The following is a 21,520-nucleotide window of genomic DNA, read 5'->3' as shown; positions in this document are numbered from 1 at the left end:
CCGGCGGATTCCCCTGAAGCGGTGCCGGCGCCGCAAACAGCGCCGGCGACCACACCTTGCCTTACAACGGCGCGGTCGGCCGCGCCAACTGGAACAGGTCCGTGCTGCGCGCGTACCAGCCGCCGCCGTGCATGCGCGCGATCAGCCCCATGGCCGGCGTGTCCATGTAGCCGCGTTCGGCGTCCTGGACGTAGGCATCGTCGACGTGCGCGCCCAGCACCCGGCCGATCACCACGAGCTGGCGCGGGCCGGTCACGATGGTCGCCTGGCTGACGCATTCCAGCGACACGGGAGAGCCCTTGATCAGCGGGGGACGCACATGCGTTGCCGGCAGCGCGGTCAGGCCGGCCGCGGCCAACTCGTCCACGTCCGCCGGGTAATCGGCGCAGGTCTGGTTCATCTGCGCGACCAGCGACTCCGGCACCAGGTTCACCACGAACTCGCCGTTCTCGATGATGTTGGCGCCGGAATCCTTCAGTTCGCCGCTGGCATGGCGCATCAGGCCGATGGCGACCGTCGGCGGCTGAGGCCCCATGACATTGAAGAAGCTAAAGGGAGCCGCGTTGACAACGCCTTTGCCGGAAATCGTGGTGAGCCACGCGATCGGGCGCGGGGTGACGGTCGAGGTCAGCACGTTGTAGACCGTCTGCGTCGGCAAGGCGCTGAAATCAAAATGCATGATTCAAGCCTCCCCGGCATTCAGCGCCGAGACGGCGCGCTTTTCACGGGTGTCGACCTGCAGCTGGAACACGTCGGGGCGGGCGTAATGGCCGGAGACGTCGAAGTCGTACTTGCCGCGCAGGATCTGGTTGGGATTGATCTCGGCGTACAGGATGGTCTCGGCTGAAAAATCCGGGCCGGCCAGCACTTCGCCCAGCGGGTCGATGATGGCGCTGCCGCCGCGCATCAGCACGGTGTCGGGCGCGTCGCCCAGCGCGCATTCGAAATCGTCGGGATAGGCGTCGCGGCGCAGGTGCTGGCAGGCCGTGAGGACATAGCAGCGGCCTTCCAGCGCGATATGGCGCATGCTGGGTATCCAGGAATCGCGGTCGTCGGCGGTCGGCGCGCAATACAGCGCCACGCCTTGGCTGTACATGTACATGCGCAGCATGGGCATGTAGTTTTCCCAGCAGATGACGGCGCCGATCTTGCCGTAAGGCGTGTCGAAGACAGGCATGGTGGAGCCGTCGCCGAAGCCCCAGATCAGGCGTTCGCCGGCCGTGGGCATGAGCTTGCGGTGCTTGCCCGCCAGCCCTTCGCGGCCGTTGAAGTACAACACGGTGCAGTACAGCGTGCCGCCATCGGCCTCGATGCAGCCCATGACCACGAAGCTGTCGGTGTCGGCTGCGGCCTGGGCCACCAGCGCGACTTCCTCGCCGTCCAGCCGGATGGCCTGGCGGTGATAGCTGGCGAAGGCGTCGCGGCCTTCGGGCTTGCGCATGCCGATGGGCGCGCCGAAGGAGTTGCCCTTGGGATAACCGCCCAGGAAGGCCTCGGGGAACACCAGCACCCGGGCGCCCTGCTCCGCCGCCTGGCGGATCAGGGATGCCGCCTTCTCGGCGCAGGCGACGCTGTCGGTGGGAATGGAGGCCGCCTGGATGACGGCAGCCTTGAAGCTCTGTTGCGTGGACATGTCTCTCCTTTTTTCTCAGTGTGCAGCGTCTTCGTCGATGGCGCGGGCGCGGGTATTCGGCAGGAACAGGCTGCCGATGACGCCGACCACCGCGGTCACCACGACCGGATACATCAGGCCGCCAAAGATATTGCCGCTAGCCTGGGCCAGGTAGGTGGCGGTAAAGGGCACGATGCCGCCGAAGATGCCGGCGCCGATGTGGTACGGGAAGGATAGCGCCGTATAACGGATGCGGGCCGGGAACAGTTCGACCAGATAGGACGCCACCGGGCCGTAGACCATGGCGACCACGGCCGTCATCAGCACCAGGATCAGGATGATGGTAGTGCGGTTGACGCGCGCGGGATCGGCGCGCTCCGGATAGCCGGCGGCCGTCAACGCGCTGGTGTAGGCGGCGCGGTCAAAGCCGTTGACGGTCGTGCCGCCCACGCTCATGGCGATGCTCTGGCCGGGCAGCGGCGCGGCGTATTCGAAGTTGATGCCCTTGCCCACCAGGAATTTCTTGGCTTGCACGCAGACCTTCTTGTGGTCGGCATGGCTGCCGATCATGGCCGCCTGCAGCCCGAAGTCGCAGGCGCCGCCGCTGGTATCGGCATGCACGCGTACCGGGGTGCTCTGCATCGCTTGCGCCAGGGCCGGGTTGCCGGCCTTGAGCAGCACGTCGAACATGGAGTGGTAGCCGATGGCGGCGACGAACAGGCCGACCATCATGATCCACTTGCGGCCGATGCGGTCCGACAGCCAGCCGAACAGCACGAAGGTCGGCGCGCCGATGATGAAGCCGATCAGGATCAGCGTGTAGACGCTGGTCTGGTCCAGCTGCACGGCCTGCTGCAGGAAGATCATGACGTAGAACTGGCCAGTGAAGTAGGTCGCGCCCTGGCCGGCGGTGACGCCGATCAGCGCCAGCAGCACCAGCCGCAGGCTGGACCATTGTCCGAAGGTCTCCTTGACCGGGTTCTTGGACAGGCGGTTCTGCTGCTTCATGCGCGTGAACACGGGCGACTCGTGCAGCTTGGCGCGCACGTAGATCGAAATCGCCAGCATCACGATCGACAGGATGAACGGCAGGCGCCAGCCCCACTGGCGGAAATCCTCCGCGCTCATGGACGCCTGGGTGCACAGGATCACGATCAGCGACAGGATCAGGCCCGCCGACGAGGTGATCTGGATCCAGCCCGTCAGCAGCCCGCGGCGCTTGGGCTCGCAGTGTTCGGCCACATAGATGACCGCGCCGCCGTATTCCCCTCCCACCGCCAGGCCCTGCACCACGCGCAGGGTCAGCAGCAGGATCCACGACAGGTGGCCGGCCGATTCATAGGTGGGCAGGCAGCCGATCAGGACGGTTGCGCCGCCCATCATCACCACGGTGATGAGGAAGGTGTACTTGCGGCCCAGCTTGTCGCCCAGGTAGCCGAACATCACCGCGCCCAGCGGCCGGATGATGAAGCCCACCGCCAGCGCGCCCAGCGCGGCCAGCAGCGCCACGGTGGGGTTGTCCTGCGGGAACAGCACCTGGCTCATGAAGACGGCCAAGGTCCCGTAGATGAAAAAGTCGTACCACTCGAACAAGGTGCCCAGGGTCGAGGCCACCACCACCTGGCGTTCCTCTTTCCTGCTGAGCGTCGGACCGGCGTCGATCCGCTGCATTGCCACATTCGCTTCCATGCCTGCTTTCCCCAATCGCTTTAGATTGATAATGCTGTAGTCATTAACTATTATCAAACTTAAACCAGGACCCGAAAAAGCTAGGGAAAACCCGGCGCGACCGCCGCGCCTCCTGGCCGGAAGCGACGCGCCCCGCTGCTACACTCGCGCCAGAAAATCAGTGGAGGCAGCAATGGCAAGGCCCGCCGGCAAGATGGAAAAGAATGCGGAACAGGCGCCCGCCGCCGCGCGCAGGGGCATCCAGTCGATCGAAGTGGGATTCCGGATCCTGGACGTCATTCGCCGCGCCGGCCGCCCCCTGCCTCTGAAGGAAATCGCCGACGCCTGTGAATTGACGGTGCCCAACGTCCACTACTACCTGGTCAGCTTCCAGAAGGTGGGCGTGGTGCAGCAGCATGCGGATACCGGCCACTACGGCCTGGGACCCTACGCCCTGCGGCTGGGCCTGGCGGCCCTTGAACAATTCGACGTGTTCACCACCGCCCGGCCCATCATGGCCGAAGTGGCCGCGATCACCGGCCACACCGTGTTCCTGGGCGTATGGGGCAACAAGGGGCCGACCATCGTCTACCGCGTCGAAGGCGCCCGCAGCCGTCCCCTGCTGGAGCTACGAGTGGGCAGCGTGCTGCCGCTGCTGTCCTCGGCGCTGGGCCGCAACTTCCTGGCCCACCTGCCGGAAGCCAGCACGCGCGAACTGCTGGAACAGGAAATGGCCTCGGCCGGTTCCGATGGATACGGCGGCAAGTCCTACACGCAGAAAGACGTGCAGGCCATCCGCGAGGAAGTGCTCGAACACCACCTGAGCCGCTGCCGCGACGCGCTGCTGCCGCATTTCACGTCGCTGTCGGCGCCCATTTTCGACATGCTGGGCGAGATGAAGGCGGCCATCACCCTGATGGGGCCGGTGGGCGCCATCGACGACGACCTGCAATCCGACACCGCGCGGCTGCTCAGTGAAAAAGCCCGCTCGATTTCCGCCACGGCGGGCTGGGTGGAGCCGCAGGCGCGCTAGGCGCATCTGCCGCCCTTACCTCCGCGCGTCGGGCAGCCGGCTGGGCGGCGGCGTGCTGGCCACGTTTTTCTTGTAGTAGGCAATGAACTCCGGCGCCGGCATGGGCTTGCCGTACAGCCAGCCCTGGCCGAAATCCACTTCGCGCGATTTCAGGTGGTCTTCCTGTTCCTGGCGCTCGATGCCTTCGGCCACGGTCAGCAGGTTCAGCGACTTGGCCATGTCGATGATGTGGTCCGTTACCTTGTGGGTGGCGGAATCGGTGCCGATGGTGTCGACGAAGGACTTGTCGATCTTCAGCGAGTCCAGCGGCAGGCGCTGCAGGTACGACAGGCTGGAGTAGCCGGTACCGAAGTCGTCAATGGCCACGGCGTGGCCTTGCGCGCGGGCTTGCTCGATGACGCTGCAGGCCTTGTCCACGTCCATGAATCCACGCTCGGTGGCTTCCAGCCAGATCTGCCCAGGATCGATGGCCGTGCCTTCCAGCTTGCGCTGCAGCATGCGCAACGCCCGGCCGTCCTTGAGATCGCTGGCGCTCAGGTTGACCGAGATGTGCGCCCCACGGTCCTCGCCCAGCAGGTCCTCCATGTCCCGTATCACCAGGCGGAACACCTCTTCGGTGAGGCGGGGCATCAGGCCGTTGTCCTCGGCGATGGAGATGAACAGGTCGGGCCGCAACGTGTTGCCGCAACGCCGGATCCAACGGACCAGCGCCTCCGCGCCGATGCAGCGGCCGGTGCGCAGGTCGATGATGGGCTGGTAGTGGACGACGAACTCCCGCCGCCTGATGGCGGCGGCCAGTTCGCCCGCGATGGACAGGCGCCGGCGCGACAGCCAGACCACCAGCGCGATCATGGCGGCCGCGACCAGCGTCCCCATGGGCAGCCAGAACAGGCGTTCGCGGGGCAACATGTCCAAGGCTTCGGTTTGCGGCTCCAGCAGGACGACGGCCAGGTCCGCGTTGCGCGCGACGGCGCTGAGATAGGCTTCGTCGATGTCCAGCTTGCCGCCGTTGAGCGCCTGCGACACCAGTACGAGATCGGGGTCGTTGCGGGTGCCCAACATGCCCACGCCCGGCAGCACCACGGCGAGCTGCGCGCCGTCCGTGAGCGTTTTTTCCGTGAACCGGCCCGGTTCGAACAGGGCGCTGTAATCGCCGTGCCGCACCGCGACCATCCTGATGCCCGGGCTCAAGACGGGCACCGCGTCCAGCAGCAGGCGCGCGCCGTTGGCCAGTTCGACCTGGGCCGGAATCAGCGGCTCTTCGTAGCTGGGCACGCCCCAGGTGGTGCACTGCACGACTCCGCCCGCCACATAGGCCAGGTCGTCCACGGCCCGGTCCCGCAGGGCCAGGGCCCGCATATGGCGGATGTGCTGCGGCGAACAGGGATCGAAGGCGAGCTCGTCCAGGTCGCGCAGCGTGGCCACGGTCTGGTCCAGCAAGTCTTGGGTGTCCCTGAGGATGCGCTGGGCCTGGTCGTCCAGGTAGCGCTGTTCGCCCGCGACGGCGCGGGACCAGGACATGTGCAGCGCGAAGCCGATGGGCAGCAGCGCCGCGGCGGCAGCGAGAGCGATGGCGATGCCGATTACAAACTTGCGCGGCATCGAGGCCGTCCCCAGGGATCGCCGGCTGGCGAGGTTATATCTTTTTACACTTTTTGGGGGGCCAGTGTCTCCATCAATTTCCGCTCGCGGACGGCGCCTCAGCCTTCAGCGACGATCTTGGCGTCGCGGATGGTCTGGGCGTACTTCTGCTGCTCCTGCTTCATGAAGTCGGCAAAGCGCTGGACGCTGCCGCCGCCGTCCTCCGCGCCCACCTGCGCCAGCTTTTCCTGCACGTCCGCCATCGCCAGGACGCGGTCGATGTCCTGGTTCATGCGCTGGACCATGGCGGCCGGCATCTTGCCCGGACCGACCATGCCGAACCAGATGCTGGCCTCGAAGCCGGGATAGCCCTGCTCGGCCACGGTGGGCACGCCGGGATGGCTCTTGGAGCGCTGCTGCAGGGTCTGCGCCAGCGCGATCACCTTGCCGGACTGCACCAGCGGCGTGGCGGTGGTCATGCCTTCGAAGCAGTACTGCACGTGGCCGCCCAGCAGGTCATTCATCAGGGGAGCCGAGCCCTTGTAGGGCACGTGCAGCACGTCGATGCCGGCGCGGGCCTTGAAGATTTCCAGCGCCAGATGCTGCGCCGAGCCGCTGCCGGCTGACCCGAACACGATCTTGCCCGGCTGCGCCTTGCAGAGCGCGACCAGGTCGGGCAGCGTCTTGGCCGGCTGCGAGGCGCCGCCGATCAGGATGGTAGGCGTCTTGCCGACCAGGGCGATGGGCGTGAAGTCGCGCTCCACCGAATAGGCCAGCTTGGGCTGCAGGCCCGGCGCGATGCCGTGGCTGTTGACGTGCGCCATCAGCAGCGTATTGCCGTCGTTGGGCTGGCGCGCCACCTGTTCGGCGGCGATGATGCCGGCCGCGCCGGCGCGGTTTTCGACGATGACGGGAATGTTCCACATCACGCCCAGCTTCTGCCCCAGCAGGCGCGCCAGCACATCGGTGCCGCCGCCGGCGGGAAAGCCCACCACGATCTTCACCGGCCCCTGCGGCAGGTCTTGCGCCCGCGCCGCCGCCGGCAGGACCAGCGCAGCCCCCAGCGCCGCGGCGCCGGTCATGAATTGCCTACGTTGCATTGCCGTCTCCTCGCGCGCCGGTCCAATGGCCGGCGACTGATTATCGAAACACTGCCACTGCGCACCGCAACCGGCCGTCTGGCGCGGCCTGGCTGCGATGCTCCCGCGCTGCCGCGCTCAGCGGGCGACGCGGCTCCACTTGCCGTAGCGTTCTACCATGCGCTCGTCGAAGCCGAAGCCCAGGCCGGGTTCCTGGTGCAGCACCACGCGCCCCTGCTTGTGCGTGAGCTGGCGGTCGACCAGCCTGCGGAAGTTCAGGACCTGGTCGTCCCAGAAGAATTCGACGTAGCGCGCATTGGGCGTCGCGGCGACCAGGGGCGCGTGCACGTCATGGAACCAGTGCGGGCAGACCACGACGCCGTAGCTGGCCGCGGTGGCGGCGATGCGCTTCCATTCGGTGATGCCGCCGCAGACGGCCGCGTCGGTCTGCAGAATGCCCGCGGCGCCCTTGTCCAGCAGTTCCTTGTGATACCAGCGGCCATAGCCGATCTCGGCGGTGGCGATGGGCAGGCGCGTCAGGCGCGCCAGCTTGGCGTGGCTGTCGATGTCGTCGGGGCCGAAGGGCTCTTCGATGAAGTACGGATCGTACTGTTCAAAGCGGCGGATGTACTGCATGGCCTGGGTCACGTCCTGCCAGGCGTTGTTGCAGTCCATCATCAGTTCGACGTCGGGCCCGATGGCCTCGCGCGCCGCCTTCAGGCGCGCCTCTTCCTCGGCCGGGGACAAGCGGCCGGTCTTCATCTTCACGGCGCGGAAGCCCTTGTCGACGTAGCTCGCCATTTCCTCGCCCAAATGCTGGGGCGTCTTGCCGTCCAGGTAGTAGCCGCCGCTGGCGTAGGCCGGCACGGTGTCGAGTTCGACCGCGCCCAGGTACTTGTGCAGCGGCAGGCCGACGGTCTTGGCGTTCAGGTCCCACAACGCGATATCCAGGGCGCTCAGCGCCCGCATCACCGTGCCTTGCCGGCCCTGCAGCAGGGCTTCCTGGTACATGGCCTGCCACAGGCCTTCGACGGCATGGGAATCCTTGCCCAGCAGCACGGGGCCCAGCAGGTTCTGCACCGCGGCCTCGAAAATGGCGCCGCCGGCGCTGCCCACGTAGCAGAAGCCGATGCCTTCCACGCCGTCGGTGGAACGAACTTTCACCAGGCCGTAGTGGCGCGTGGACACGCTGCGGTTCGAAAACGAGGTGACCTTGTCCAGAGGCACCGCGGCGGCGCACACGTCTATGGATTCAATAATGGGCACAACAGGCTCCTTGGTAATCGGGATGGTCGGGCGGGGCCGGCGCAGCGTGCGCGGCCTCAACGCGCTGACCGTATTCTTGCCGCGGCCAAAGAAAACAACAATTATCTTCATCCATCTTTAGAATATGGAAAAAACGTCTTTTCAGGAGGGTCCTGCCCGTGGATTCACGCTTTCTGCAAACCTATGTGCATGTGGTGGAACTGGGCTCCATCGCCCAGGCCGCGCGCCATCAGGGACTGACGCCCGCCACGGTGCAGCAGCGCCTGCGCGCGCTGGAGGCAGACGTGGGCAGCGCCCTGATCGCGCGTTCCGGCCGCACCGTGAAACCCACGCAGGCCGGCCTGCGGATCCTCGAGCGCGCCCGCGCCATCCTGCGCGACGTGCGCGACCTGCGTTCCGCCGCGTCCGACACCGAACTGCCGGCCGGTCCGCTGCGCCTGGGCGCCACCCCCACCGCGCTGACCGGCATCATGCCGCCCGTGCTGCGCACCTGGACCGCGCGCCATCCGCACATCGAGATCTACATAGAACCCGCGCCCACCACCCTGCTCTACGGCAAGGTGCTGTCAGGCGAGCTGGACGGCGCGCTGCTGGTGCATCCGCTGTTCGCCATCCCCAAGACCTGCGCCTGGCGCGACCTGCGGCAGGAACCCCTGGTGCTGGTCACGCCGGCCGGCATGAAGGTGCGCGATCCGCTGGAAGTCATCGCGCGCGAACCCTACATCTGCTATGACCGCAGCGTGGTGGGCGGCAAAATGGCCGATGACTATCTGCGTGCGCGCAGCTTGCGGCCGCATGTGCGCTTCGAGCTCGATGGAATCGATTCCATCGCCAAGCTGGTCTCTGAAGGATTGGGTGTGGCGCTGTTGCCCGATTGGGCGACCACGGGCGAGCCGTCCGCCCCCGTCAGGCGCTGGCCCCTGCCGCCGCCCTGCCCAGTGCGCACCGTGGGCGCGGTCTGGCTGCGCTCCGGCGTGCGCGCGGCGCTGATGCAGGCGTTCGTGGAAATGGCCGAGACCCAGCTCGGCCTGGACTGAGCCCGGGAAATCAGCCCTGCGGACTCGCGTCGCGGCCATCGCGGGCCACGACCACGCCGCCGGAAACAACCAGGCGGCGCGGCGCGCGCGTCGCCACGGCTTGCGCGATACAGCTGGCGTCGACCAGCACCAGATCGGCGCGCGCGCCCGGCGCCAAGCCATAATCCGCGAAACCACAGGCGCGGGCCGCGGCCGCGGTCACGCAGTCGAACGCCCACTCGACCTCATCGTCGCGCCGCAGATCATTGCGCAGGCCGATCAGCATGGCGCGCGCCAGCATGTCGGGGCTGCCGTAGGGAGTCCAGGTGTCGCGGATGCCGTCGTTGCCGCCGAAGATCGTCACTCCGGCCTCGCGGCAGGCGCGCACGGCCGGCACCGGCCGCGACGGCGGCGCGGTGGTCAGCAAGGCCACCTCCAGGGCGGCCAGCCGCCGCAGCAAGCCGTCCAGCCGCTTCGCGTCCACGCCGCCCAGACAGAAGGCGTGGCTGATGACGACCTTGCCCTGCATGCCCAGCGCCTGGACGCGGTCCAGGATCAGGTCCAGCGTGAAGGCGCCCAGTTCGCCCGGCTCGTGCAGGTGGATATCGACGGGCTTGCCGTGCTTATCGGCGATGCCGAACAACACGTCGAGCGACCGCGCCGGATCGCGGTCTATGGCCGAGGGATCCAGTCCGCCCAGCACGTCCGCCCCCTGCGCCAGGGCCTGGTCCAGCAGCTCGGCGGTGCCGGGCCGGATCAACAGGCCCGACTGGGGAAAGGCGACAGTCTGGATTTCCACGCGTCCGGCCAGCTCCTGGCGCGTGGCATGCACGCCCTCCAGGTGGCGCAGCCCGGCGTCGGTGTCGATATCGACATGGGTGCGGATGCGGGTCGTGCCTTCGCGCAGGAAGGCCAGCGCCAGGGCGCGCGAATGGCTGGCCGCGTCATGGCCGCTGCGCGCGCGCCAGCTGCGTTCGTTCTCGATGCGGTCGGTCAGCGCCGGTCCCACTTGGTTCACGTACCAGGGCGAATCCCAGGTGGTCTTGTCCAAGTGCGTGTGGCCTTCGACCAGGCCGGGCAGCAGCAAGGCGCCCGCGCCGTCCTCGACAGGCACGCCGGGCTCGGCGGCGAGGCCGGGCCCGAGGCCCTGGATGCGCCCGTCGCGCACCAGCAGGTCCACCGCGGCGCCTTGCGGCGCGCGGACATTCTTCAACAACAGATCGGTCATGGCAGGAATCCAGGCGCCGCGCGTGGCGGCCGGCCTTGCGCAGACCAGGCGGCACGCGCCCTCAAGCTCAGGCTTGAGGCGGTTCTATCCAGAAAAAGCGTTCGCCCTGGCGGACCATGTCGGCCACGCCTTCGGCGCCGATGCGGTAATCCGTGCCCATCAGCGTGGCGCCGCCGTCCTCATGGATATGAATGATGGCCAGCGGGTCGTTTGCCATGGTGTACCAGTAGTAACCCGGCTTGAGATCATGCAGGTTCGTAGTCATGTTTCGAGTATACAAACATCCCCGCGCCGTATTCAAAAAGACACATAAATCCAGGTCATGCCTGACATGATGGGCTTGAGGCGGCATACTTCCCGATTCCAGGCCCAAACCGCCCGCACAGTAGGCATGCGTCGACCAGGCTGTCGCCGCATTGGCGCATATGCTTTGATCGTGAGAGGAACCGCGAGCGTATGAAAAGGCAGTCTCTTCAATTCAGCGAGCCGCTTAAACAAGCTGTCTTGGACGGTCACAAGATACAAAGCCGGCGCATTCTGAAACCGCAACCGACCAAACTCACCACGGTCTGGTATGCGGACGCCGCCGATTCCGGCAGATGGGTAGCCATGGGTCCATCGCTGGATAATCCGTCCGAGCTGCGCAAGACCTCCAGCTGGGTCAGATGCCCTTATGGAAAATCGGGCGATAGCATCGAATTGACCGACGAAACCGGCAATGCCTTCGCCACCGCCGTGATCGTGGGCGTGCGCATCCAACGCCTGCAGACGCTGTCCGAGGCCGATGCCCGCGCCGAAGGCACGCAGGCCCTGTATCAAAGTTCCGCCCTGTTGCCGGGCGTGCCGCTGCAAACGGCCTTCGCCTTGACCTGGTGCGAGCGTTACGGCTCGCATGCCTGGGCTGCGAACCCCTGGGTATGGGTCGTCGAATTCCGTCGCCAGCAGGCCGACGGCGAACCCGACGCCTAGATGCGCGCCCGTCGCGGGCCCGCAAGACTGGTGCGCCCGCGCAACGCCGTTACCCGGAAACAGGGGCGGATGGTGACCGGCTGTAACTGCCCGTCCGGCTTCATCTGATTCCAGGCGATTTCAATCCATTTCAATCGCGGCCGCGCCCGGGCGGACCCGCGGTGCTGCGAAGCAGCAAACTGCATGCCACGTCATCGGGGACGGTTGCGGATTGTCGCGATTGACGCCTGTGCGCTTACTTCTGCCAGCGCAAAAAGCCCGAAAATGGCATCAACGAATACTCAACTTTGCTGCGTCATGCGGCAGGCAGGTGCAACATGAAAAAATGGCTTATCGCTGGTGCTGGTGCCGCTGGTCTGCTGATCTCCAGCGTCGCCCTGGCTCGGGTGGACGTCGGCATCTCGATCGGCATACCGGGCGTCGTGTACCCCGCGCCGGTCTACGTCGCGCCGCAGCCGGTGTACGTAGCGCCCCCGCCCCCCGTCTATTACCGCCCTGCGCCGGTGTATGTCGCGCCGCCGGTGGTCTACCCCGCGCCGGTCTATTACCGCGGCGGCGGCCGCTACTATGACCGAGGCTACTACTATGGCCGCGGACGCGGGCACGGACACGACTATTACCGTGGCCGCGGCCGCGGACACGACCACGATGATTAAGTGGCAGGCCGTGCATCGCACGCAGGCCCATTGAACCGGGAAATGACAAAGGCCACTCGCAAGAGTGGCCTTTTTTTCTGCGGGCAATGTCCGGTGCCCGGCGAAATACCCTTCAGGCTGCGGGAGCCTGCACGGGTTTGCCGGCCAGCACGGCCGGTTGCTGCGGGGTTTTGCTGGCCTTGCCATCGCTCCACCGCGGCGTTTCCTGAACGAGATCGATCCAACGGCGGGGCTCGCTCGACGACCGCCACCAACCATTATGCGGACGCATGGGCAAACTCCGGTTCACCGTTGAAACGCACGCCGTTGATGCCCTGGAACAGCTGCCGGCTTTCCTGCTCGGCTTCGTCCAGGCTTGAAAACGGCGCCTGCCCAGGCACGGTCCAGCATTTTTCCGGCGCAGTGCCGCCGACCCGGCGGGTCCATATCTGCACGCGGTAGCCCTGCTCGTCTTCCTGAGCCACGGAGCATCTCACACGAAAATCTCCAATCATTCTTGAAGTCATGGGCAACTCCTTGTTATTTAAGTGAATGAAGCGTGTAGCACACGGGGCATATTGTGCCGTAACTATCCGGCCCTTTTATTGGAATACACAATTGCTCACATCATAATCAAACACTCTCGCCGGCAGGTTAATAGCCTGAGGCGACAGGAATATGTACAGATAATAAAAAAAAACGGAGCCCTCAGGCTCCGTCTTCCATTCCGCCAAATGACGGATGGACAGCTGAAAAACGTCAGGCTTTCGACGCCGGATTCAGCACCGTCAGGCCGCCCATATACGGCTGCAGCGCTTGCGGAATCAGCACGCTGCCGTCGGCTTGCTGGTGATTTTCCAGCACGGCGACCAGCGCGCGGCCCACGGCCAGGCCGGAACCGTTGAGGGTGTGCACGTATTCCGGCTTGCCCTGGGCATTGCGGAAACGCGCCTGCATGCGGCGGGCCTGGAAGGTTTCGCAGTTCGACACCGACGAGATCTCGCGCCAGGTGTTCTGCGCCGGCAGCCACACTTCCAGGTCATAGGTCTTGGCCGAACCGAAGCCCATGTCGCCCGTGCACAGCAGCACCACGCGGTACGGCAGGCCCAGCAGCTGCAACACGCGCTCGGCGTGGCCGACCATGTCTTCCAGTGCATCGTAGGACTGCTCGGGCTGCGTGATCTGCACCATTTCGACCTTGTCGAACTGGTGCTGGCGGATCATGCCGCGGGTATCGCGGCCGCCGCTGCCGGCTTCCGAACGGAAGCACGGGGTATGCGCGGTGAGCTTGAGCGGCAAGTCGGCGGCGGCCTGGATGGTGTCGCGCGCCACGCTGGTCAGGGTGATTTCCGAGGTGGAGATCAGGTACTGGTCTTCACGCACGTACGGCTTGCCCTGGTCGTCGACCTTGGGATCGTCGTCGCCGCCGCCCTTGGACACGGCGAACATATCGTCCTTGAACTTCGGCAGCTGGCCCGTGCCGTACAGCGTCGAGGCGTTGACGATGTAGGGCGTGTAGCACTCGGTATAGCCGTGCGTGCCGGTCTGCAGGTCCAGCATGAACTGCGACAGCGCGCGGTGCAGGCGCGCGATCGGGCCGCGCATGAACGAGAAGCGGGCGCCGGACAGCTTGGCGGCCATGTCGAAGTCCAGACCCAGCGGTTCGCCGATGGCGACGTGGTCGCGGGCCTCGAACGCCAGGGCCGGCGGATTGCCGTCGGCGCCCGCCGCGCCGGGCAGCCAACGGCGCACTTCGACGTTGTCGTCGGCGGATTCGCCCAGCGGCACGCTGGCGTGCGGCAGGTTGGGCACCGACATCAGCAGTTCATTGAGCGGCTGCTGCAGCGCGGCCAGCTCTTCTTCCAGCTGCTTCAGGCGCACGGGCACGGCCTGGGATTCCGCCATGACGGCGCTGGCGTCCTCGCCCTTGGCCTTGAGCTGGCCGATCTGCTTGGCCAGCGCGTTGCGGCGGGCTTGCAGGGACTCGGTTTCGGTCTGGACGGCCTTGCGGCGAGATTCCAGCTCATTGAACCGTTCCGTGTCGAAGGACACGCCACGGCTCTTGAGGCGGTCAACGACGGTTTGCAGGTCTTTGCGCAGCAGTATCGGGTCTAGCATGGTGATATCGGTGAGGTTGCGTGAAGCAACGGGCGCAGCCCGTTACCGTTTCTTGGCGCGTTCCTGGGCGTCCAGCTCGCGCAGGAATGCCAGCTTTTGCTGGATTTTAGCCTCCAGGCCGCGATCAGTCGGCCGATAGAAGGAGGGATTGAGTCCATCGGGGAAATATTGCTCGGCGGCGGCATAGCCATGGGGCTCGTCGTGCGCGTAGCGGTAGGCCTTGCCGTGGCCCAGCTGTTTCATCAATTTGGTGGGCGCGTTGCGCAGGTGGATCGGCACCGGCGCGCTGCCGTGTTCGGCCGCGAACTTGCGCGCCTGGTTGTAGGCGTTGTAGACGGCGTTGGACTTGGCCGCGCAGGCCATGTAGACCACCGCCTGCGCCAGCGCCAGTTCGCCCTCCGGCGAGCCCAGGCGCTCGTAGATGTCGGCGCCGTTCACGGCCAGGTCCGTGGCGCGGGGATCGGCCAGGCCGATGTCCTCCACCGCCATGCGCACCAGGCGGCGCGACAAGTATTTGGGATCGGCGCCGCCGTCGATCATACGGCAGAACCAGTACAGCGCGGCGTCGGGGTTGGAGCCGCGCACCGACTTGTGCAGCGCGCTGATCTGGTCGTAGAACGCGTCGCCACCCTTGTCGAAGCGGCGCAGGTTCTGCGACAGCGAGATCTCCAGCCAGGCCGCGTCCACCGTGTCGCGGCCGGCGGCTTGCGCCGATTCAGCCACCACTTCGACCGCGCTGATCAGGCGGCGCGCATCGCCGTCGGCCCAGGCCGCCAGCTGTTCGCGCGCGTCGGGATCGATGTGGATGCGCTCGCCCTCGTCCAGCCCGTCGTTCAAGGCCTGCTCGGCGCGGTCGACCAGCAACTGAAGTTCCTCGGCCGTGAGCGATTGCAGCACGTACACCCGCGCCCGCGACAACAGCGCCGAATTGACCTCGAACGAGGGGTTTTCGGTGGTGGCGCCGATGAAGGTGAACAGCCCGCTTTCCACATACGGCAGGAACGCGTCCTGCTGCGCCTTGTTGAAGCGGTGCACCTCGTCGACGAAGAGGATGGTGCGGCGTCCCTGGCCCTGCGCCACCTGCGCCACCGTGACGGCGTCGCGGATGTCCTTGACCCCGCCCAGCACCGCCGAGATGGCGATGAACTGCGCGTCGAAACCATCCGCCATCAGGCGCGCCAGCGTGGTCTTGCCCACGCCGGGCGGCCCCCAGAAGATCATGGAGTGCGGGCGGCCCGACTCGAAGGCGACGCGCAAGGGCTTGTCCGGCCCCAGCAGATGCGACTGCCCGACCACGTCGGACAGGGTGCGCGGGCGCAGCCGCTCGGCCAGGGGCACGTAAGGCCGATGCGCAGGATCGGCCGCGAAGAGATCGTTGCTCATTGGCAGGAGATGAGGGAAGACAGCAAGTAATTCAAGTCAGCATTACACCATGGCCGCAAGCCTTCCCCGCCCCGCGCACCGCTAGGCCAGACCCGGCGGCCCGAAGCGCCGGTTCGCCAGCACCGGCAGCACCTTGCGGGCATGGGCCAGGCGTTCGGGGTCGATATCGGCGAACACCAGCGCCGGGGCCTCGCCCGCGCGCGCCGTCACCACGCCCAGCGGATCCACCACCATGCTGCAGCCGATGTTGCGCTCGCCGCATTCGCCCGTGGCGGCCACGTAGCAGGTGTTTTCCAGCGCGCGCGCCGTGACCAGCACTTCCCAGTGCATTTCCTTCAGCGGGCCGCGCACCCAGGCCGCCGGCAGCACCAGCAGGTCGGCGCCGTCCAGCGCCAGGCGCCGCGCCAGTTCGGGGAAGCGCACGTCGTAGCAGGTCATCAGGCCGACGCGCAGGCCGCCGATGTCCAGCAGCGGCGGGATGTCGACGCCGGGCGTGACGTTGGTGGATTCCTTCATGTTGAAGGCGTCGTACAGGTGCAGCTTGCGGTATTGCGACAGGATCTGGCCGTCGCGCAGCGTCACCAGCGTGTTCCAGACCCGCCCCTCCCCGGTGGGCACGTGCACGCACATCATCGTCGCCAATTGCGAACCGCGGCTGGCTTCCAGCAGGCGGCTCATGAACGGGCCGTCCAGGGGCTGGGCGGCCTTCAGGACGATCTGCGGATCGGTGATGTCGCGGGCCAGGATGCCTTCAGGCAAGACCAGCAGGCCGGCGCCGCCGGCGCGGGCGCGTTCCATCAGGTCGATGCAGACCTGGGCGTTTTCTTCCCAGACGCGGCTGACGGCGAACTGGCCCAAAGCAACTTTCAGCATGACGCTTCCTTGTGTCGGAGGTTTTTCCTATTGTCGCGCCAACCGGCGGCCAGCGCCGACTACGGGAAACTCCTAACTCCCGCTTGTAAATTCTTTTCACGATAATGAAAAAAACCAGATTTGACGTAAATATTTTCCATAGCAGGCGCCTCCCATGACGAACTCCTCCTTCCCCGCAGCCCCCCTGGACATGAACGGCAAAGGCCTGGGCGCCTTTCCGGCATCCTGTACCACCGCCGGCGTGGCGGCGCTGAACTGGAACCTGCTCGACGAGGACGTCAGCCTGCCCGTGGCCGTGCTGTACGAAGCCCGCGTGCGCCACAACCTGCAATGGATGCAGCGCTTCATGGAAGCGTACAAGGTCAAGCTGGCGCCGCACGGCAAGACCACTATGAGCCCGGCGCTGTTCCAGCGCCAGATCGCAGGCGGCGCCTGGGGCATCACGCTGGCGACCGCGCCGCAGGTCCGGGCGGCCTACCAGCATGGCGTGCGCCGGATACTGATGGCCAATCAACTAGTGGGCCGCGCCAACATGGCCATCATCGCGCACCTGCTGCGCGACCCGGCCTTCACCTTTTTCTGCATCGTGGACTCGCCCGCCAACGCGGCGCAACTGGGCGCCTACTTCGGCGAACAGGGCCTGACCCTGCCGGTGCTGATCGAACTGGGTCCCCAGGGCGGCCGCACCGGCGTGCGCGACGACGCCCAGTTGCAGGCCCTGGTCGACGAAATCGGCAAATGGCCCGGCCTGGCCCTGGCCGGCATCGAAGTCTACGAGGGCGTGCTGCAGGAAGAAGAGGCCATCCGCGCCTTCCTGCGCCGCGCCGCCGACGCCCTGCGCGGCCTGGCCGCCGCCGGCCGCCTGCGCAAGAACGGCCCGGCGCTGATCTCCGGCGCCGGCTCCGCCTGGTTCGACGTGGTGGCCGAGGAATTCTCGCAGCTGGACATCGGCGCCCCGCTGGAAATCGTGCTGCGCCCCGGCTGCTACCTGTCGCACGACGTCGGCATCTACCGCTCGGCCGCCGAGCGCATCAATGCCCACAACCCGGTCGCGCAAAAGATGGAACCCGGCCTGCAGCCCGCCCTGCAGGTCTGGGCCTATGTGCAGTCGCTGCCCGAACCGGGCCGCGCCATCATCGCCATGGGCAAGCGCGACGCCGCCTTCGATGCCGGCCTGCCCACGCCCGCCGCGCTGTACCGCCCCGGCCGCGACGCCGCGCCGGGCCAGGCTCCCGCCCACTGGAAGCTGAGCGCGATGATGGACCAGCACGCCTTCATGCAGATCGGCGCGGGCGACGACATCCAGGTCGGCGACATGATCGCCTTCGACATCTCCCACCCCTGCCTGACCTTCGACAAGTGGCGCCAGGTGCTGCTGGTGGACGAGCAATACCGCGTCACCGACGTGGCTGAAACCTTCTTCTGAACGGCCCTGCCCGCCGCACCGCGCCGGTACCCGGCGGGCAGGAGGAATCGCGGGATTCCGGCGCAAACCTCTAACTACTACAAGCAAAAACCCGTTTTTGACCCTCTGGAGAGAGAATCATGAACTTCCGTACCTCCCGGCGAGGCGGTGGGCTCAATAGCCTGCTGCTGGCCGGCGCAATTGGCTTGACCGCATTGTCGACCCCCGCCCTCTGTGCCACGCCGATCAAGGGAGGCACGATCTCGGTTGCCACCATAGGCGAGCCGCCCACGCTGGATCCGATGACCAGCACGGCCGACCTGGTGGGCATCCTGACCCAGCACTTCTTCGAAACGCTGTACACCTTCGACGGCAAGTGGAACCTGACCCCGCTCTTGGCCGACAAGCTGCCGGAAGTCTCGGCCGACGGGCTGACCTACACGATCCCGCTGCGCCAGGGCATCACTTTCCATGACGGCTCCAAGATGGATTCGTCCGACGTGCTGGCCTCGCTCAAGCGCTGGACCGAGACCGCCACGCGCGGCAAGATGGCCGCCAAGATCATCACCGGCATCGAAGCGCCCGACGCCAACACCATCCGCATCACGCTCAAGCAGCCCTATGCGCCGCTGACGGCGCTGCTGGCCATGAACAACAGCGCCGCCGTCATCATGCCCAAGGGCAAGATCGCTCCGGCCCTGACCGAATTCGTCGGCACCGGCCCGTACCAGTTGAAGGCGCGCGTGCCCGACCAGTACATCCAGCTGGTCCGCTTCGAAGGCTACAAGCAACGCGAAGGCGAGCCCGACGGCTTTGGCGGCGCGCGCAAGCAGTACCTGGACGAGATCCGCTTCGTGCCGGTCAGCAATGCCAACACCCGCGTCGAAAGCGCGGTGGCCGGACAGTTCGACTACGTCGACTCGCTGCCGGTGGAATCGCTGCCCAAGCTCAAGAACGGCCGCTCCGATCCCGTCATGCTCAAGCCCTTCGGCTGGCCGCGCCTGGTGCTCAACACCAAGCAAGGCATCATGTCGAACCTGGCTGTCCGCCAGGCCGTGCAGCTCGCGCTGAATGAAGAAGACATGCTGTACGCCGCCTTCGGCGACAAGAACTTCTACAAGCTCAACGGCGATCTGTACCCCGAGGGCTACCCCTGGGCCACGTCCCTGGGCGGCAAGGTCTACAACAAGGGCGACGCCGCCGGCGCCAAGAAGCTGGTGGATGGCGCCAGCGTGCAGGACCGCAAGATCCGCATCCTGACCAGCCAGCAGTACGAGTTCCACTACAAGATGGCCCTGGTGGCCGCCGAATACCTGAAGGCCGCCGGCTTCACCGTGGACATGCAGGTGGTGGATTGGGCCACGCTGACGCAGCGTCGCCAGGACCCGGCCCTGTGGGACATCTTCATTACGCACAGCCCCTTCCTGCCCGAGCCTGCCCTGATCGACTTCCCGTCCAAGGACGCGCCGGGCTGGTGGGACACGCCGCGCCGCAACCAGGCGCTGGATGCCTTCAACCAGGCCGGCAACCAGGAAGAACGCATCAAGCGCTGGGCTGACGTGCAGCAGGCCGTGTACGACGAAGTGCCCTTCATCAAGGTCGGCGACTTCAACGCCCAGGCCGCGCGCTCGCCGTCGCTGCAAGGCACCAAGGCCGTGCCGTGGCCCTACTTCTGGAACGCCTGGAAGTCCAAGTAAGAGGGATCCGCGCGGCAGGCAAGCATGAGCCTGCCTGCCGCGCGCAGCCCGCCACGCATGCCTCGCACAGAGCGCGCCATCTCCACAAGCGCGCCACCCATTCCCCACGATACGACGCTTTTTTAGGACATCCATCGTGTTGCGTTATCTCTTAAACCGGCTGGTCGGGCTGGTGGCCGTGATGTTCATCGTCGCGACCATCGTGTTCGTGATCATCCGCGTCACGCCGGGCGACCCCGCCGCCGTGATGCTGGGTCCGCAGGCCAGCCAGCAGGACATCGCCGCGCTGCGCACCCAGCTCGGGCTGGACCAGCCGATGGCCGTGCAATATGTGTCGTGGCTGGGCAAGCTGGCCCAAGGCGACCTGGGCCAATCCATCTTCATGAACAAGCCGGTCCTGTCGGCCTTGGCCGACCGCGCCGAGCCCACCATCCTGCTGACGCTCATGTCGCTGCTGATCGCCAGCGCCATCGCGCTGCCGGTGGGGATATTGTCCGCGGTCAAGCGCGGCACCACGCTGGACCAGTCAGTGCTGTCGTTCTCGATGTTCACCTCCAGCGTGCCCAGCTTCTGGCTGGGGCTGTTGCTGATGCAGGTGTTCTCGGTCAAGCTGGGATGGCTGCCCGTGGCCGGCTACGGCGGACCCGACGCCTCGCTCATGACCCGCCTGTCGCACCTGATCCTGCCCGCCGTGGTGCTGGGCCTGGTGAACTCGGCGCTGATCACCCGCTTCATCCGCGCCAGCATGCTGGACGTGCTGCGCGACGACTACGTGCGCACCGCGCGCGCCAAAGGCCTGCCCGAAAGCAAGGTGATCCTGAAGCACGCCGTGCGCAATGCGCTGATTCCGATCCTGACGGTGCTGGGCCTGACCACGGCGCTGCTGATCAGCGGCGCGGTCGTGACCGAAACCGTGTTCGGCCTGCCCGGCGTGGGCAGCCTGGTGGTGTCGGCGGTGCTGCGCCGCGACTATCCCGTCATCCAGGGCGCGCTGCTGATCATCGCGGCCATCTATGTCCTGATCAATCTCATCATCGATCTGCTGTACCTGCTGGTCGACCCCCGGGTGCGTTACTGATATGGCTATCGCAACTACCGCAAATTCCGGCACGGGTGCCGACCGCTGGCAGGTCCTGCGCCTGCTGGTGTCGCGCAAGACCGTGCTGATCAGCCTGATCGTGATCGTCGTGCTGGTCCTGGCCGCGCTGCTGGCGCCCTGGATCAGCCCCTACGATCCTTTCAAGCTGTCCATCATGAACCGGCTGAAGGCGCCGGGCGCCGCGCACTGGTTCGGCACCGATGACTTCGGCCGCGACGTGTTCAGCCGCGTCATCCACGGCGGCCGCCTGTCGCTGATGGTGGGCTTCTCGGTCGTGATCGTGTCCAGCATCCTGGGCATCGCGCTGGGCCTGATCGCGGGCTTCTTCCGCACGGCGGACAAGTTCGTGTCGCGCCTGATCGACGCCATGATGGCCTTCCCCGACATCCTGCTGGCGATCTCGCTGGTGGCCGCGCTGGGGCCTTCGCTGGTCAACGTGGTGATCGCGCTGGGCATCGTCTACACGCCGCGCCTGGCGCGCATCGTGCGCGCCTCGACCCTGGTGATCCGCGAACTGCCCTTCGTCGAGGCGGCCCGCGCGCTGGGCGTGCCCACCTGGCGCATCGTCACCGTGCACGTGCTGCGCAACCTGGTGTCGCCCATCCTGGTGCAAGGCACGTTCATCTTCGCCTACGCGATCCTGGCCGAAGCGGGCCTGTCGTTCCTGGGCGTGGGCGTGTCGCCCGACATCCCCACCTGGGGCACCATGATCAACGCCGGCCAGCAGTACATGGGCTCGGCCGACTGGATCATGATCTTCCCCGGCATCGCCATCGTATTGTCCGTGCTGTCGCTGCAACTGGTCGGCGACGGCCTGCGCGACGTCCTCGATCCGCGCCTGCGCAAGGAGCTGTAATC

General features: G+C 66.4%; 20 protein-coding genes. 8 read left to right on the top strand and 12 right to left on the bottom strand.

All coding sequences use genetic code 11. The annotated features are described in order from the left end of the window. Window positions 1-61: 61 nt before the first annotated feature. The 3 genes from BRO63_RS05420 to BRO63_RS05410 are packed head-to-tail and all read right to left on the bottom strand — an operon-like array spanning window position 62 to window position 3,301. Window positions 62-679: a flavin reductase family protein gene (locus tag BRO63_RS05420; protein WP_042796637.1), complete on the bottom strand. Its 618-nt coding sequence runs from the start codon at window positions 677-679 to the stop codon at window positions 62-64. A 3-nt stretch (window positions 680-682) separates the two neighbouring features. Beyond that, complete coding sequence (locus tag BRO63_RS05415; protein WP_088138752.1) at window positions 683-1,633, bottom strand: carbon-nitrogen hydrolase family protein; 951 nt, start codon at window positions 1,631-1,633, stop codon at window positions 683-685. 15 nt (window positions 1,634-1,648) lie between these two features. Then, complete coding sequence (locus BRO63_RS05410; RefSeq protein WP_088138751.1) at window positions 1,649-3,301, bottom strand: MFS transporter; 1,653 nt, start codon at window positions 3,299-3,301, stop codon at window positions 1,649-1,651. Window positions 3,302-3,473: 172 nt separating this feature from the next. On the opposite strand from BRO63_RS05410, the gene BRO63_RS05405 reads away from it, so the two are divergent. Further along, entirely contained in the window at window positions 3,474-4,313 is an 840-nt protein-coding gene (locus tag BRO63_RS05405; protein ID WP_088138750.1) for an IclR family transcriptional regulator, read from the top strand. A gap of 15 nt (window positions 4,314-4,328) precedes the next feature. Here BRO63_RS05405 and BRO63_RS05400 read toward each other — a convergent pair whose 3' ends face one another. The 3 genes from BRO63_RS05400 to BRO63_RS05390 form a co-directional block, all read right to left on the bottom strand. Next, window positions 4,329-5,915 (bottom strand): EAL domain-containing protein, encoded by a 1,587-nt coding sequence (locus BRO63_RS05400; RefSeq protein WP_088138749.1) that lies wholly within the window; start codon window positions 5,913-5,915, stop codon window positions 4,329-4,331. A gap of 98 nt (window positions 5,916-6,013) precedes the next feature. Beyond that, window positions 6,014-6,994 carry a Bug family tripartite tricarboxylate transporter substrate binding protein gene (locus tag BRO63_RS05395; protein WP_088138748.1) on the bottom strand — a complete coding sequence of 327 codons (981 nt, stop codon included), beginning with the start codon at window positions 6,992-6,994 and terminating at the stop codon, window positions 6,014-6,016. 117 nt (window positions 6,995-7,111) lie between these two features. Then, window positions 7,112-8,239 (bottom strand): mandelate racemase/muconate lactonizing enzyme family protein, encoded by a 1,128-nt coding sequence (locus tag BRO63_RS05390; RefSeq protein WP_088138747.1) that lies wholly within the window; start codon window positions 8,237-8,239, stop codon window positions 7,112-7,114. 158 nt (window positions 8,240-8,397) lie between these two features. Between BRO63_RS05390 and BRO63_RS05385 the strand changes: the two genes are divergently transcribed. Continuing rightward, window positions 8,398-9,276, top strand: a complete 879-nt coding sequence (locus BRO63_RS05385; RefSeq protein ID WP_088138746.1) for a LysR family transcriptional regulator — start codon at window positions 8,398-8,400, stop codon at window positions 9,274-9,276. Window positions 9,277-9,286: 10 nt separating this feature from the next. Here BRO63_RS05385 and BRO63_RS05380 read toward each other — a convergent pair whose 3' ends face one another. Both BRO63_RS05380 and BRO63_RS05375 read right to left on the bottom strand, forming a co-directional pair. Beyond that, window positions 9,287-10,483, bottom strand: a complete 1,197-nt coding sequence (locus tag BRO63_RS05380) for an amidohydrolase family protein (protein ID WP_088138745.1) — start codon at window positions 10,481-10,483, stop codon at window positions 9,287-9,289. Window positions 10,484-10,550: 67 nt separating this feature from the next. Further along, on the bottom strand, window positions 10,551-10,748 hold the full coding sequence (locus tag BRO63_RS05375; protein WP_013391913.1) for a hypothetical protein: 198 nt from the start codon (window positions 10,746-10,748) through the stop codon (window positions 10,551-10,553). Between the two features lie 191 nt (window positions 10,749-10,939). Here BRO63_RS05375 and BRO63_RS05370 point away from each other — a divergent pair, with 191 nt between their 5' ends. Together BRO63_RS05370 and BRO63_RS05365 are read left to right on the top strand one after the other, a co-directional pair. After that, window positions 10,940-11,452, top strand: a complete 513-nt coding sequence (locus tag BRO63_RS05370; protein ID WP_088138744.1) for a hypothetical protein — start codon at window positions 10,940-10,942, stop codon at window positions 11,450-11,452. Window positions 11,453-11,769: 317 nt separating this feature from the next. After that, a complete protein-coding gene (locus BRO63_RS05365; protein WP_088138743.1) occupies window positions 11,770-12,108 on the top strand; it encodes a virulence factor in 339 nt (112 codons plus the stop codon). 257 nt (window positions 12,109-12,365) lie between these two features. On the opposite strand, the gene BRO63_RS05360 is transcribed toward BRO63_RS05365, so the two are convergent. The 4 genes from BRO63_RS05360 to BRO63_RS05345 form a co-directional block, all read right to left on the bottom strand. Beyond that, window positions 12,366-12,614, bottom strand: coding sequence for a hypothetical protein (locus tag BRO63_RS05360; protein WP_088138742.1), 249 nt, complete (start codon window positions 12,612-12,614; stop codon window positions 12,366-12,368). A gap of 232 nt (window positions 12,615-12,846) precedes the next feature. Continuing rightward, a complete protein-coding gene (gene serS / locus BRO63_RS05355; RefSeq protein WP_088138741.1) occupies window positions 12,847-14,205 on the bottom strand; it encodes a serine--tRNA ligase in 1,359 nt (452 codons plus the stop codon). A 42-nt stretch (window positions 14,206-14,247) separates the two neighbouring features. Continuing rightward, window positions 14,248-15,588, bottom strand: coding sequence for a replication-associated recombination protein A (locus tag BRO63_RS05350; RefSeq protein WP_088138740.1), 1,341 nt, complete (start codon window positions 15,586-15,588; stop codon window positions 14,248-14,250). An 81-nt stretch (window positions 15,589-15,669) separates the two neighbouring features. Then, on the bottom strand, window positions 15,670-16,461 hold the full coding sequence (locus BRO63_RS05345; RefSeq protein WP_088138739.1) for a deaminated glutathione amidase: 792 nt from the start codon (window positions 16,459-16,461) through the stop codon (window positions 15,670-15,672). 154 nt (window positions 16,462-16,615) lie between these two features. Here BRO63_RS05345 and BRO63_RS05340 point away from each other — a divergent pair, with 154 nt between their 5' ends. From BRO63_RS05340 to BRO63_RS05325, 4 genes are all read left to right on the top strand, one after another. After that, on the top strand, window positions 16,616-17,887 hold the full coding sequence (locus tag BRO63_RS05340) for an amino acid deaminase (RefSeq protein ID WP_088138738.1): 1,272 nt from the start codon (window positions 16,616-16,618) through the stop codon (window positions 17,885-17,887). Window positions 17,888-18,006: 119 nt separating this feature from the next. Further along, window positions 18,007-19,563: an ABC transporter substrate-binding protein gene (locus tag BRO63_RS05335; protein WP_088138737.1), complete on the top strand. Its 1,557-nt coding sequence runs from the start codon at window positions 18,007-18,009 to the stop codon at window positions 19,561-19,563. Between the two features lie 136 nt (window positions 19,564-19,699). Next, entirely contained in the window at window positions 19,700-20,641 is a 942-nt protein-coding gene (locus BRO63_RS05330) for an ABC transporter permease (protein ID WP_059373812.1), read from the top strand. Between the two features lies 1 nt (window position 20,642). Further along, window positions 20,643-21,518: an ABC transporter permease gene (locus tag BRO63_RS05325; RefSeq protein ID WP_088138736.1), complete on the top strand. Its 876-nt coding sequence runs from the start codon at window positions 20,643-20,645 to the stop codon at window positions 21,516-21,518. The last annotated feature ends 2 nt before the right edge of the window (window positions 21,519-21,520 follow it).

This window comes from Achromobacter xylosoxidans, from assembly GCF_002192695.1.
Lineage (GTDB): Bacteria > Pseudomonadota > Gammaproteobacteria > Burkholderiales > Burkholderiaceae_B > Achromobacter > Achromobacter xylosoxidans_C.
Note: the sequence above shows the minus strand (reverse complement) of the source record. Positions and strands in the feature narration are given on the sequence as shown.

Excerpts from the sequence above, each read along its gene's own strand:
- BRO63_RS05365 (WP_088138743.1), top strand. The coding sequence starts at position 11,770 with ATGAAAAAATGGCTTATCGCTGGTGCTGGTGCCGCTGGTCTGCTGATC.
- BRO63_RS05395 (WP_088138748.1), bottom strand. The coding sequence starts at position 6,994 with ATGCAACGTAGGCAATTCATGACCGGCGCCGCGGCGCTGGGGGCTGCG.
- BRO63_RS05335 (WP_088138737.1), top strand. The coding sequence starts at position 18,007 with ATGAACTTCCGTACCTCCCGGCGAGGCGGTGGGCTCAATAGCCTGCTG.
- BRO63_RS05400 (WP_088138749.1), bottom strand. The coding sequence starts at position 5,915 with ATGCCGCGCAAGTTTGTAATCGGCATCGCCATCGCTCTCGCTGCCGCC.
- BRO63_RS05360 (WP_088138742.1), bottom strand. The coding sequence starts at position 12,614 with ATGACTTCAAGAATGATTGGAGATTTTCGTGTGAGATGCTCCGTGGCT.
- BRO63_RS05370 (WP_088138744.1), top strand. The coding sequence starts at position 10,940 with ATGAAAAGGCAGTCTCTTCAATTCAGCGAGCCGCTTAAACAAGCTGTC.
- BRO63_RS05340 (WP_088138738.1), top strand. The coding sequence starts at position 16,616 with ATGACGAACTCCTCCTTCCCCGCAGCCCCCCTGGACATGAACGGCAAA.
- BRO63_RS05415 (WP_088138752.1), bottom strand. The coding sequence starts at position 1,633 with ATGTCCACGCAACAGAGCTTCAAGGCTGCCGTCATCCAGGCGGCCTCC.
- BRO63_RS05375 (WP_013391913.1), bottom strand. The coding sequence starts at position 10,748 with ATGACTACGAACCTGCATGATCTCAAGCCGGGTTACTACTGGTACACC.
- BRO63_RS05380 (WP_088138745.1), bottom strand. The coding sequence starts at position 10,483 with ATGACCGATCTGTTGTTGAAGAATGTCCGCGCGCCGCAAGGCGCCGCG.
- serS (WP_088138741.1), bottom strand. The coding sequence starts at position 14,205 with ATGCTAGACCCGATACTGCTGCGCAAAGACCTGCAAACCGTCGTTGAC.
- BRO63_RS05350 (WP_088138740.1), bottom strand. The coding sequence starts at position 15,588 with ATGAGCAACGATCTCTTCGCGGCCGATCCTGCGCATCGGCCTTACGTG.
- BRO63_RS05345 (WP_088138739.1), bottom strand. The coding sequence starts at position 16,461 with ATGCTGAAAGTTGCTTTGGGCCAGTTCGCCGTCAGCCGCGTCTGGGAA.
- BRO63_RS05410 (WP_088138751.1), bottom strand. The coding sequence starts at position 3,301 with ATGGAAGCGAATGTGGCAATGCAGCGGATCGACGCCGGTCCGACGCTC.
- BRO63_RS05420 (WP_042796637.1), bottom strand. The coding sequence starts at position 679 with ATGCATTTTGATTTCAGCGCCTTGCCGACGCAGACGGTCTACAACGTG.
- BRO63_RS05405 (WP_088138750.1), top strand. The coding sequence starts at position 3,474 with ATGGCAAGGCCCGCCGGCAAGATGGAAAAGAATGCGGAACAGGCGCCC.
- BRO63_RS05325 (WP_088138736.1), top strand. The coding sequence starts at position 20,643 with ATGGCTATCGCAACTACCGCAAATTCCGGCACGGGTGCCGACCGCTGG.